Source organism: Rossellomorea aquimaris (genome assembly GCF_008180865.1).
Taxonomy (GTDB): domain Bacteria; phylum Bacillota; class Bacilli; order Bacillales; family Bacillaceae_B; genus Rossellomorea; species Rossellomorea yichunensis.
Map to the genome: position 1 here is coordinate 2501 of NZ_VTEX01000003.1, position 13209 is coordinate 15709.

Genomic DNA, 13209 nt, shown 5'->3' on the forward strand with positions numbered 1-13209 from the left:
TTGATATTCTTCCAGAAGATAAATGGCATACAATTCCCCTTCATACTCGCCTGAACGCTCTTTCCCAAATGAAACAAAGCCGATGATTTTCCCATCATCCAATTCACATACATACGTATTATGAGTTCCGGAAAGGATTTGTACCCACTTTTGTTCTCTTTCTTCTATTGATAAAGACTGAAGATAGTTTTCTGAAACGATTCCTTTGTACGTCGTTCTCCAGCTATGGACGTGTACGTATGCTAACCCGGGTGAGTCTTGAAGGTTTGCCTTTCTAAAGCGGAAGTTCTTCATTCTTTTTCACCTCGTTGACTTTTTGGACCATCTTTTTTAATTTCCTTTCTTCTATTAAGAAGAAGGTAACGCCGATAATTATGACAAGACCTCCAACCACTTGAGTCATCATCACTTTTTCAGCTAAGAGCCAATATGCAAGGATTGAAGCGCCGATTGGTTCAAATAGGATGGCCATAGAGATGGTTGAGGTGCTTAACCACTTCAGGGACCAGTTGAATAATGAATGACCTAATAGCGTCGGGATAATGGCAAGCAATAGAAAGTAGACCCAATCCTCTTTCGGATATGGCCCAAGGCTTTCGGAACGCATCATGACATATAAGAATAAAACGACTGAGCTGATCGCATAGACCAAATACGTGTAGGTAATGAGGGATAGCCGTTTTCTTATCGTCTGCCCGAATAACAGGTATCCTGTTACGAGAGCGCATGCCACCAATGCTAAAATATCTCCCCATAGCGCGCTTCCGCTTATTTTAAAATCTCCCCAGCTTATGATGATACTCCCACTAACAGCTAAAACCGCCGAGATGATGGCTCTCCCTGTTAGTTTTTCCTGAAAGAACAAGTAAGCCCCGATAAAAGCGAATAATGGCTGCAATGTGACGAGTACCGTAGAACTGGCAACCGAAGTATAATTTAAGGATTCAAACCAGAGTATGAAGTGAAAGGCCAGAAAGACCCCGGCTAAAATTGAAAACATCCAATCTCTTAGAGTAATAACTTTCAGTTCCTTCACATACTTTAAGAAAAATACTGGGGACATTAATAGAACTGTGAAAAACAACCGGTAAAAGGCCAAAACACCTGCTGGCGCACTCGATACTTTTACCAGGATGGCAGAGGTTGATACGGAGATGACTCCGATTGCGAGTAATAGATATGGATTAACCTTTGTGTCTGACATGACAGACCTCCTGATATGTATTCGTTGCTCCTATTTTATAATCAGCAGGGGTAAATTACTACATGAATTTTCAGGGATACACGTAGAACTGGAGGGGGCTTGATGGAACTATTAGATACAACATTCATGATAAAGCTGGGTGTATCTGCGGTTTTAGGATTAATCATAGGGCTTGAGAGAGAATTAAAGCGAAAGCCTGTAGGTTTAAAGACGTCTCTCGTTATATGTATCGTGAGTTGTTTATTAACGATTGTCTCTATTGAGTCTGCTTATATTTCGGAGGGATCGGATAAAGTAAATATCACGATGGATCCTTTGCGACTGGCAGCTCAGATTGTTTCAGGGATCGGTTTCTTAGGGGCAGGTGTGATTTTACGAAGAGGGAATGACAGTATCTCAGGGTTAACGACAGCAGCCATGATCTGGGGTGCGGCAGGAATCGGAATTGCTGTTGGAGCAGGCTTCTATATGGAAGCTACGGCTGGTGTGATCCTCTTGATTGTCTCCGTTGAAGTGGTGCCGATTATCATTACGTATTTAGGACCGAAACGATTGCGGGAAAAAGAGCTTTCCCTGCGTGCTATCATCTTGGAGAAAAAAGAGATCAAATCAATTATTGAACGAATTAAAGCTGAAGAAATTTCTATTGAAAATATCCGGATCAAAGACTTAAAAAATCAGCAGCACCTTTTGGAATTGAAAATCATTGTGGACTTCAGAAAAAAGACGGTAGACATTTACTATACGATTTCAGAAATAGAAGGGATAAAAGATGTGGAAATTGAAAGCTTATAGAAGTTAAGGAATGAGGATGCATGAACACCCTCGTTCCTTTTCATTTTTTGTGAAGCTGGAACTTTTTCACACATTCTAAATCCTGGACAACTTCCAGTACTTCATTAAATCGAAGGACACTTGGAGTTAATATAAGAAGGGAATATTTAAAGGCATCCACCCCCTCCATTTCATCTCCTTCTTCAATTTGGTATTGAGTGATCTCGATTCCATGATCATGAAGTGCGTCATTTATAGACGTGATATTACCCTTCCCCTTTTGCACGATCAGACTAAGGAGCAGGAGCTTCTTATGCTTCACTTTTTCCTTATAAAAGCTTTCCAGGTTGTTCAAGAAAAATAACGTCACGACGATTACCAGTGTTGTAAAGATCGCTAAATAATACATCCCGATGCCGACTACCAACCCTAAGCCTGCAACAACCCAAATACTGGCGGCAGTGGTTAAACCTCGAACCGTCACGCCTCCATGGACCATAATCGTTCCCGCACCAAGAAAGCCGATTCCCGAAATAACATAGGAAGGAATCCGACTTGGATCAAAACCAACTAATTGAGGGTGTTCGTCTAAAAACGGTTCGAATCCATATAGGGAAACAAGCATCAATAAACAGGAGCCGACACCCACAAGAATATGAGTGCGTAAACCTGCCGGGTGATTTTTAAATTCCCTCTCTATACCAATTAAGCCGCTCAGTAGAACGATTAACATAATACGAATAAGAGCAGTGTAAAACTCATCTGGAATCTCCAGATAATCTATCATCTCCATAACCTTTCCCCTCTCCATCATCTACCTATACTTTTTACCTGGAACGAACCTTTTAAAACGCAAAAATCAAAAAAACCAGGTGGAGTTCACCTGGTTCTTTCATGAATCATTTAATCGGCTTCTTTAATAACCCAACCATTACGGCTGTAATAATAGAGCCAATCAGTACTGCTAACAGATATAAGAACGGATTCCCTTCTACTACCGGGAATACGAATAATCCACCGTGGGGGGCAGGTAAACCAATCCCAAAGAACATCGCTAACGCTCCTGCAACCGCAGAACCTGTCACAATAGAAGGGATGACCCGGAACGGATCGGCTGCAGCAAATGGAATCGCTCCTTCTGTAATAAAGGATGCTCCCATAAAGTAAGCCGCGATACCCGCTTTTCGCTCATTATCATTGAACTTCTTCTTGAATATTGTCGTTGCCAGTGCAAGCCCCAGTGGTGGTACCATTCCACCAGCCATGATGGCTGCATGGGGAGCAAGGTTCCCACCTTCAATCATGGCAATCCCGAATGTAAAGGCCGCTTTGTTGATCGGACCTCCCATGTCGACTGCCATCATGCCGCCAAGAACAAGTCCGAGTAAAATCAGGTTCCCTGTTCCTAATCCATCCAGCCAGTTTTGAATACCCGTATTCACTGCACTCAGTGGCTCCACAAGGAACTGAAGCATGATGAATCCAGTAATGAAAATTCCCAGCAACGGATAGATCAATACCGGTTTGATCCCTTCCAATGAAGGAGGGAAATTGTTTGTTAAACGCTTGATTCCGAGAACTACATAACCTGCTAAGAAACCGGCAATAATTCCACCTAAGAACCCGCTTTGCCCCGTTGCAGCAATCAACCCGCCAATCATACCAGGGGCAAATCCTGGTCGGTCAGCTATACTCATGGCAATGAATCCCGCTAAGACAGGCACCATTAAGTAGAAGGCATTATCTCCGCCGATTTTCATTAGCATGGCTGCAAATTCATTATACTCAGGAGAATCAGGATTCGCTGACTGAATGCCGAATAAGAACGAGATCGCAATCAGGATCCCTCCACCTACAACGAAAGGAAGCATGTTAGAAACACCATTCATCAGATGCTTGTAAAAACCTGACTTTTGTTTTTTCTCAGGACCGGCCCCAGTCTCACCAGATTGCTCTCTACCTTTATATAGAGGCGCTTCTTGTTTCATAGCCTGATTCAATAATTCTTCAGGACGTCTAATCGCTTCTGCAACAGGAACCTCAATCACAGGCTTTCCTTTAAACCGATTCATTTCCACTTTCGTATCGGCAGCTACGATTATAGCTACAGCGCTTTCAATCTCTGCAGAGGTTAAGACGTTCTTTGCTCCACCAGATCCATTCGTCTCTACTTTTAGATTCACACCAATTTCTTTCGCCTTGGCTTTTAACGCATCTGCTGCCATATACGTATGAGCAATCCCTGTAGGACATGCCGTTACGGCCAGGATCTTTCCTTCGCTTGTGGAAGTTTCAACAGGGATCTCTTCCTCGTCCTCTTGATCATGAACATTAATAATTTCTAAAACTTCTTCTTTTGATGAAGCATTCACTAACGCTTTGCGGACCTCGGAGTCCATCAGCATAGAAGAAAGACGGCTTAACGCTTCTAAATGTGTTTGATTGGCCCCTTCTGTTGCTGCAATCATAAAGAACAAATGAGCAGGAGCCCCATCGAGAGATTCATAGTCTACTCCTTGTTCTGATTTACCAAATGCAATCGCAGGTGTTTTGACTGCCGATGTTTTCGCGTGTGGAATGGCGATACCTTCCCCAATACCTGTTGTACTTTGCGCTTCGCGATTAAGAATCGCTTGCTTGAATTCTTTAGGGTCCTCTAGCTTCCCGCTTTTATCTAATACGGAAACCAATTCATCGATAACGCCCGTTTTGAATGCAGAAGATATATTTAGCTGAATCGTATCTTTCGTCAATAATTCCGTAATCCTCATGTTTGTTCCCCCCTATTTTTTCGTAATCTGAATTTCTGTAAATAAGCTTTCCACTTTCTCCGATGAGCAAAGACCGATTGAATAAGCCGTGGCAGATCCAGCCGAGGTTCCTAAGCGGAATGCATCCTCAATGCTCCAGCCCCTTGATAGTCCCGCAAGGAATCCGGCAACGGTAGAATCTCCTGCTCCGACAGAGCTTTGCAACTCTCCACTTGGTACGGAAGAATACAATACCTCTTTACCGGTCAGTAAGAGGGCACCTTTTTCCGCCATTGAAACCATCACGTTTTCTACTCCGTAATCCTTTAACTTCTTTCCGTAGTGAACCGCATCATCAACTGACTCGATCTCCACATCAAACATCTCCCCCAGCTCATGATGATTCGGTTTGATCAAGAAGGGATTCAAGGAAAGAACTGGCTGAATCAAGTTCTTCTCGGCATCGATAATCACTTTCGTTCCTTGTTCCTTACATCGCTCAGCAATCTCCTGGTAAAATGATTTAGGCACCGATCCAGGTATGCTTCCAGCCAGAACGATCATGTCTTCTTCTGTTAATGATGATATTTGCTGGAGTAACTGCTTTATATGTGCCTCACGAATCGATGGTCCACTACCGTTGATTTCCGTTTCATCATCGGACTTAACCTTCACGTTAATTCGTGAAGCTTCTTCTACTTCGACAAATTCAGTTTTTATCTTTTCTTTATTTAAAAATTGTTTAATATACTCACCGGTAAATCCTCCTGCAAATCCAAGAGCAACACTTTCTACATTTAGTACATGTAAAACACGGGAGACATTGATCCCTTTGCCTCCGGGAAATGCACTTTCTTTCTCACTTCGGTTTAGACCTCCTTTTTGAAAGGAGTCAAGTTCCATAATGTAATCGACAGAAGGGTTCAGTGTTAAGGTATATATCATGGTGTCACAACCTTTATCGTAGTTTGTTTCATCATTTCCTTGTCATGTTCGCCGTCCAGTGCGTTCGTTATAATCATGGCTTTATCGAGATCCACAATTTTGCTAAATGCAATTTCTCCAAACTTGGAGTCATCCGTTAAGAAAATGGCTTCTCTTGATAATTCAATGGCCATACGCTTTACTTGAGCCTCCTCGGGATCAGGAGTCGTGAATCCATATTGAGCATGAACCCCGTTCGCCCCCATAAATGCTTTATCAAATCGATACTGTCGTAAGGATTCAACCGCTCCACTCCCGACCATCGCTCTTGTCACCGGCTTTACGTATCCGCCGATCATATACGTTTTAAAACCTTTTTGAATGAGGACGTCCACATGGGTCAACCCGTTCGTTACAACTACAATATCCATTTCCGGTAGATGGTCGATGAGATTCAAGGTCGTCGTGCCTGCATCCAAAAAGATGCAATCGCCTTCTTCTACGAGGGAAGCAGCATATTGACCGATGGACTGCTTTTCATGAAAGCTTTTGGATGATTTTTCAGAAACGCTCAATTCCTTCAATTTCCCTTGAAGCCTAGCAGCCCCACCATGTATACGTTTCAGAAACTTCTCTTGCTCGAGCTGTGTTAAGTCCCGGCGGATCGTTGACTCAGAAGCGTTCGTAACATCCACAATCTCTTGGATTTTTATCGCATCTTTCTCCTTCAACAAGTCTAAGATGATTCGATGTCGTTCCTCCGTTAACATAGCATTCTCCTACTTTCTCCGTTTCTTGTTACTTTCATTATAATGAGAACGGTTACAAAAATCAATCACTTTTAATCAAAAGTAATCATTTTCTATCATAAATCATTCAAAAACAACCATCCGTTTCTTTTTTTTCTCCTGTTGAATTCCTTTCATTATTCAACTGTTAAATTCGAGCCATTATTCGTATGTCAAATCCATGCCGATATTTGCCTGACAAACCCTAACGATTCATTCAACGGTTGAATCCGCCCCCTTCACAAAACCCATCAACCCAACCAACAAAAAAACAAGCCCCATCTCACCAAAATTGGTGGATGGAGCTTGTTTAAAGTTACTTATTTTATTCGTGGGTTTCTTCTTGTGAAGCTTCAGGATCTTCTGAGCTTTTTGGATTTGGATTATTATACTGATAATCCGAGCGATCTATCGGTTTATATCCTTCAGGTTTATAGAAGCGCAGTAAATCTTCGTAAACCACTTTATCGGAAAGCTCTAAACGCTTGTTCGCTTCCTTACTTGCTTCTTCACAGGCATTGTTTCCTTCTTCTACAGGTTGACCTGTTTCGTTATCGTAGCAGACTCCTTTAATTTCAGAGTACTTATCTGTAATGACATCACCATTACGGAAAGGTACGATTTGCTTGCGCTCTTCAGAAAGCAGGTCCTGACCGAAGCTTAGATAATCTTTAGTCTCTTCTCCCAGAAGGTGCATAATTGTAGGGCGAAGATCAATCTGTCCACCGAACGTATGGTTAACTCCACCTTCTGCACCAGAGTTAAGAATGAACAATGGTACCCGTTGTAGCTGAGCACTTTCATAGTTACCCACTTCTTTACCTAATACCTCGGACATCGCCTTATTATGGTTATCAGAAATTCCATAGTGATCACCATAAAGAACGATCATCGTATCTTCATATAGACCTTTTTCTTTTAAATCATTCACAAAGTCTTCTAATACCTGATCCATGTAATGAGACGTTTGGAAATATCGATCCACTACACCGTTACCTGTTTCACCTTGAGGGAAATTAGCATCTTCCTCATGACGGTCAAACGGGAAGTGATTGGATAACGTAATGAATTTTGTGTAGAACGGTTGTTTTAAGCTTTCCAGCATCGGTATTGAATCTTCAAAGAACGGCTTATCCTTTAATCCATAAGGGAGCTGTTCTTCTGGATTACTCATATCATAATACGTTGCATCGAAAAATTTGTCATACCCCATTGAACGGTACATCTCAGAACGGTTCCAGAATGTTTTGTAGTTACCGTGGAATACCGCTGACGTATATCCTTTTCCCTTTAGGATCGAAGGAGCTGATTGATACGTATTGTTAGCATGCGTCATGAATACAGCACCTTGAGGAAGAGGGAATAATGAGTTTTCAATAATAAACTCAGAATCAGATGTTTTCCCCTGACCTGTTTGATGGAAGAAGTTATCAAAGTACATCGCTTCTTTACTATCCACTAGAGAGTTCAAGAATGGTGTAACTTCCTCTCCATTTAGCTCTCTGCCAATCATAAATGTTTGCAGTGATTCCATAGAGATGTAGATAACGTTTTTCCCTTTTGCTTTACCAAAGTATTCAGGATTTGGGTCTACTTTATTTGCTTTTACGTAATTTTCAACTTCTGAAACTTCATTACTGTCGGCCATAGCACGCTTAGCAGACGTTTTAGAGTTTTGAACAATATCATAAAGCGTAAAGTTGTGAGTACCAAGATACTTCACCAGATAGTTACGGTCAAAACTGCGAGTCAATAATTCAGGACGATCAATGTTTGCTAACCCTAAGTTCAATAAGAACACAAGGACTGCAGATGTCATGACCGCAAATACTGAACGGAAACGCAATTTCTCCTGTGGCTTCACTTTCTTAAGAACCATTAATCCAATGATGATGAATAGATCCAAGAAATATAAAATATCGATTGGACTGATCAATTCGAGTGCACTGCCACCAAGACCGTTATTCGTTTTCGCCTGTAAAATAACAGGTACTGTAATAAAGTCATTAAAGAAGCGGTAGTATACGACGTTCGCGTATAGAACGAAGGACATTAACAAATTAATAACGATAAACGCAATATATCGTCCCTTGCCTTTCCAGAATAATGCGAAGGCAAAGAATAATAGGGCAGAACTTAATGGGTTAAAAAATAAAAGAAAATGCTGAAGCGCATTTTGTATTCCCAGGTTAAATTCAGCTAAATATACGGCATAAGTCTTAATCCAAAATAGTATAACGACTGTAAAGAAGAACGATAACTTCCCAGTACGCATATCATCAAACTGTCTTTTTAAGAAGTTCATGCTTCATCACCTTTTTTATTAGTATTTATTTAAATCATGTATGACTGAAAGTTTATTAAGAATTTGTTTAGCAAATGTAAATTCATTTGAATCAACAACGAGTATTATAACAAAAAATAATTTCATGTGTATAACATTTTGTTGAGATTCGTAACAAAAATATTTCATGAAAATTCGACATTCCGTATCAAGCGAGGCAGGAAAGCTTGAGCTGTCAAGGCTTTGTTCATTTTGAACGATTCGTGAACGACCCATACTTTCCCAATCTTGTGGATATATATACTAGAAATGTTAATAGTGATTTAAGATTGTTTACTCAGTGTAAACTTATTCCCTGGAATTCTCTTATACAAACCTAAAGATACTATGAAATTTTTACCAAGTTCTTTGTTTTCTACTTCAATTATTATGCGCATGCCCTTCTACATTTTTACCTTTTCAAAGTCAGCCTGCACCGGTGAACCTTTTCTTTCATTATGTGGCCGATAAGTCGCTTTGAATTTCTCTTTATAATAAGAATGGCCGCTCGTTGTCTGGACATATCCCTCTATCATCAATGAAATTGATAGCATTGTGGCAGAAAAGAACAGAATAGGTGTCAGTGGAACCCACGGTGCTCCTTGAAGGTACCTGAATGAGTCCCCGATCAGCCCCGACCATTCGTAGGTGATGGATCTTGGAGGGTCTTTGATCATTTGATAGTCTACATCGGTTCCCCCTAGGAACAGGGTCAGTAACCCTAAATGAATAAAGATGATCAGGGTCTGCATGAATTGCTGTCCAAGTACGATCACAAGCTTTTCTTTCAATCCGGGTAAAATATGTTTGAAAATGATCCGCCATTTTCCCGCTCCAAGTGTTTTCGCACTCATGATGAATTCCTGTTTGTAGAGCATAGAGACTTCGTTGCCAAACAAAACTGACAAAATGGGCACAATAAGGAAGGTCAAAATCAATATTTCAATGATGAAGCGTTCAACGATCGAATTAGGAAACCCGCCAAATGGTTCCCAAAGAATCGGTTCCAACAAAAAATAAGCAAGAATCGTTAAGGGGATGTAATGGAAGGAATCGATCCAGCCATTGATGTATTTCTTATACTTCACAAGAAATGTCCCTAGAATGAGTCCGATCGGGATCGCTAATAATACACGTAGAAAGGCAATCACTAATGCGGTTAAAATCGTGTACTTTGCTCCGATAATGATTTTACCGAGCATATCAAGCCCCTGGGGGTCGGTTCCAAATGGAAAGAGCCATTTGGGTGAAATAGGGGAGGATTCCACAACAACACCATCAATACTAATGAAATACAGTCTTCTCACTTCATTCCCCCACACCAACGAATACATAAAACTGGACAGGAGCATGAGGGCAATAAACGTAAATCCGATAAGAAATAATGGATTTTTCCACACACTTTTCTTCATATTATATTTCCTCCCCCTTGTTCGCTTTTTTTGAGAGAACGATTTCTCCCACTGTGTAGAAGACAAACAAAGGAATGAAAATGGAAAGAACCGCAATGGTAAACATTTTCGGCTGCAACGTCGACATTAAGAAGCGGGTTATTCCTGCTATATTGAATAGCAGCTCCAGCACAAATAGATTAGAGAGCATAAACCAGATGGTCTTTTTTGATTGAAAGAACACGGAGATAACCGCATTCCTTAAAATATGAAAGGTTACTATCACCAGTTTACCGAGTCCAATGGATTGTGCCAATGTGACATAGTCTTTTCTTTCTTCATTCTCAAATGAAAGAATAGACATCCTGAACAACTGAACTGTGGGCAGAATCGCCAATACCAGAACCGGCAGAAGAAAGGCCCGTTCCATATCAACTGAAGCAATTTCAAAAAACAGTATCTCTGATTGTTTATAGAGAAAGAGGACAAGTAATTGAGCACTCAGGATAACCAGTACATCCGGAACGGATTCGAATAAATAAAACATAAACTTGATTCGATTCCGGTTTTTTTGAGAAAACAACATGGTGAGGATCGTGAGGAGAATACTTAAGAAGCCGGCCAGAAGAAAGGCAGAAAACAACACGAGTAACGAATAGGTGATCGGCTCCCACAAATAAGGAAACAAGTCGCGTTCCTTTTGGCCACCGATAGTGACATATGTTAAATCCCCCGGGTGAAACAGGGCAGACACGATTTCTTTAATGGATTGCCAATATGCCTGCAACCTTAATTCACGATGCCCTATACCGGAAAGGAGAACGGGCAGTCCGCCTATAAAAATAATGCCTACTATAGATAAGAAGAATTTAAGTAAAATACCGCCAATACCCCTCAATGGATTGTCCTCCTGTTGGATTATTATTTTTAATAGTATCATAGATCACCGGTGTTTATACATATTTTTCCTGTTTTCGATATTTCTTTTCGTAAGGCTGTTTTCGTAAACTTTGTTGCTTATGAAAAAGCGAGTAGTGGTTGATTTCCGCTCCAGGTGCTCGCTTTCCGCGGGGCGTGAGTTGAGCCTCCTTGGGCTTTGCCCTGCGGGGTCTCAACTTTCCCGCTATTCCCGCAGGAGTCGAGCACCTTCCGCTCCAATCAACTTTCTAAGCAATGTGTTTTTTAATAAAATCTAAAAAAGATAAAATTAATTTTTAGAAAGCAACCTCTTATAAAGAGCGCCTTTTTAATTTCTGTCAAGAAAATCTCTTATAGATGGTGAGGGGAACTTCGTAGACTCCTGCGGAAGTACGGGCGTGCCGAGACCCCGTTCGGCTAAGCTGAGGAGGCTCGGGCGAACGTCCGCGGAAAGCGGAGCAGTTCCCCTTATCATCCAGCACACACTGATTGACAGAGCCCTATCAGATTCAATGTTATTAAACAAACTTAACGAAAAGAGCCTTTTCAAAAGTCTCCAAAACAAAAAAATGACCGAAATCCTTTAAAGGACTCCGGTCATTTTAGATTTAGACTTTGGAAAAGAACACAAACTTTTGTTTTATAAGCTTTTGCTATTGAATGATTCTGCGGGCAGTTACGTAATTTTCTTGGTACCAGCTTCTATCCAGGTTTCGCTTAACTACGCCCACGCTCTTGCCGGCAGACATGATTACTTCATTGTTGCCTACGTAGATCGCGGTGTTGACAATTTTTCCATTACTTGAAGAATTCGAGAAGAACACTAAGTCGCCTTTCTTCAATTGGGATTTGCTGACGCTTTGGCCTTTTGTCGCTTGACCTGCTGCAGTTTTATCCTGAAGATCGATTCCGTTCTGTTTAAATACATAATAAGCAAGTCCCGCACTGTTGAAGCTCATTGTACTTTCATCATAAGAATACCCATACTGAGCTTTTCCCATTAAATCTTCTGCCAGGCTTGATACTTCTGTGCCTTTATCTTGAGCAGGGGCAGGCTTGTCTTCCGTGTTCTCTGGTTTTTCCTCAGGTTGAACATCCGTTTCTGGTTCAGGTTTTTCCTGAGGGGCAGTAGGTGTCTGTCCATCCGGTTGAGATTCCACTGAAGGTACTTCAGGTTCTGTAGTTTCAGGTTGATCTTCTGTATCAGCCGCTTTCACATCAATCACACGGCGCGCTGTAACATAATGTTCGTCGTAGTAGCCATTAAGAATAACGCTTTTCTTGATTCCTGCTTGAGAACCGGCAGCGTGGACGATTTGATCATTCCCGGCATAAACACCTACATGAACAATCTTTCCGTTACTTGAATTATTTGAAAGGAACACAAGGTCACCCTTTTGAAGGTCTTGACGTTTAACCGGTTCACCAAGTTTTGATTGTTCACTGGCTGTTTTTGATTTCAGGTCGATTCCTACTTGTTTAAACGAATAATAAGTCATTCCTGCACCATTGAAAGTCAAGGTTTCTTCATTATAAGGCGTGCCGTAAGATGCTTTTCCAATTAAACCTTCCGCAATTTCAACTACCTTTTCCCCAGTTGAGGAAGCTGCTTGATCAAACATAAAGGAAGGAAGTACACGGCGTGCTGTTTTATAGTTTTTCTGATAATATTCTTTTCCGTCTAAGTCTGAGATAAGAATATCATTCTCTTCGTCTGCCATATGAATGATCTTGTTATCGCCTATATATATTCCATTATGAGTCACAGGATCATTATCATTCGGATTTGAGTCAAAGAAAACAATGTCTCCCTTTTGCAGCTGATCCTTTGGTACATACTCACCTAATTGAGCCTGTACGTTTGTATCCCTTGTTGCAAGGTCGATACCGTTCTGTTTGAAGGCATAGTAAATGAACCCACTGCAGCCAAATTGATGTGGCGGGTTATAAACATACCTTTCGTATGTCGCTTTGCCTATTAAACTCTTTGCAGTAGATATGATATTATCAGCTTTCTGCTCTACCTCAGCTTGTTGGGGAGCTGTTGCTGCGTTTGCTTGCTGCACAAGCGGAATAGACACAGAGCTGAACGTCAAAGCAACTGTGCAAACCGCTGTTGTCATTAATTTCTTCATGT

At 41.2% G+C, this 13209-nt stretch carries 11 protein-coding genes (1 of these 11 running past the window's edge); 1 reads left to right on the forward strand and 10 read right to left on the reverse strand.

Going from position 1 to position 13209, the window contains the following annotated elements:
* Together FZC88_RS12755 and FZC88_RS12760 are read right to left on the reverse strand one after the other, a co-directional pair.
* Positions 1-294, reverse strand: the 5' portion of a protein-coding gene (locus FZC88_RS12755) for a GNAT family N-acetyltransferase (protein ID WP_148995189.1). It extends 207 nt beyond the left edge of the window; the window shows 294 of its 501 coding nt (coding positions 1-294); it begins with the start codon at positions 292-294; its stop codon lies beyond the left edge, outside the window.
* The gene (locus FZC88_RS12760) at positions 275-1204 is read right to left on the reverse strand and encodes a DMT family transporter (RefSeq protein WP_148995190.1); all 930 of its coding nucleotides are present in this window, start codon (positions 1202-1204) and stop codon (positions 275-277) included. The genes FZC88_RS12755 and FZC88_RS12760 overlap by 20 nt, the downstream gene beginning before the upstream one ends.
* Positions 1205-1306: 102 nt before the next feature.
* Between FZC88_RS12760 and FZC88_RS12765 the strand changes: the two genes are divergently transcribed.
* Entirely contained in the window at positions 1307-1999 is a 693-nt protein-coding gene (locus FZC88_RS12765) for an MgtC/SapB family protein (RefSeq protein WP_148995191.1), read from the forward strand.
* 40 nt (positions 2000-2039) lie between these two features.
* Here FZC88_RS12765 and FZC88_RS12770 read toward each other — a convergent pair whose 3' ends face one another.
* The 8 genes from FZC88_RS12770 to FZC88_RS12805 all read right to left on the reverse strand — a co-directional run bounded on the left by FZC88_RS12770 (position 2040) and on the right by FZC88_RS12805 (position 13207).
* A complete protein-coding gene (locus FZC88_RS12770; RefSeq protein WP_148995192.1) occupies positions 2040-2771 on the reverse strand; it encodes an MgtC/SapB family protein in 732 nt (243 codons plus the stop codon).
* A 106-nt stretch (positions 2772-2877) separates the two neighbouring features.
* Positions 2878-4749 (reverse strand): PTS fructose transporter subunit IIABC, encoded by a 1872-nt coding sequence (locus FZC88_RS12775; RefSeq protein ID WP_148995193.1) that lies wholly within the window; start codon positions 4747-4749, stop codon positions 2878-2880.
* Positions 4750-4761: 12 nt separating this feature from the next.
* On the reverse strand, positions 4762-5673 hold the full coding sequence (pfkB, locus tag FZC88_RS12780; protein WP_148995194.1) for a 1-phosphofructokinase: 912 nt from the start codon (positions 5671-5673) through the stop codon (positions 4762-4764).
* Positions 5670-6422 (reverse strand): DeoR/GlpR family DNA-binding transcription regulator, encoded by a 753-nt coding sequence (locus tag FZC88_RS12785; RefSeq protein ID WP_148995195.1) that lies wholly within the window; start codon positions 6420-6422, stop codon positions 5670-5672. The genes pfkB and FZC88_RS12785 overlap by 4 nt, the downstream gene beginning before the upstream one ends.
* 343 nt (positions 6423-6765) lie before the next feature.
* Entirely contained in the window at positions 6766-8745 is a 1980-nt protein-coding gene (gene ltaS / locus FZC88_RS12790) for a lipoteichoic acid synthase (RefSeq protein ID WP_222928945.1), read from the reverse strand.
* Positions 8746-9167: 422 nt separating this feature from the next.
* Positions 9168-10175: an ABC transporter permease gene (locus tag FZC88_RS12795; protein ID WP_148995196.1), complete on the reverse strand. Its 1008-nt coding sequence runs from the start codon at positions 10173-10175 to the stop codon at positions 9168-9170.
* Position 10176: 1 nt separating this feature from the next.
* Positions 10177-11052: an ABC transporter permease subunit gene (locus FZC88_RS12800; RefSeq protein ID WP_187443616.1), complete on the reverse strand. Its 876-nt coding sequence runs from the start codon at positions 11050-11052 to the stop codon at positions 10177-10179.
* 673 nt (positions 11053-11725) lie between these two features.
* On the reverse strand, positions 11726-13207 hold the full coding sequence (locus FZC88_RS12805) for a C40 family peptidase (protein WP_148995198.1): 1482 nt from the start codon (positions 13205-13207) through the stop codon (positions 11726-11728).
* Positions 13208-13209: the final 2 nt, after the last annotated feature.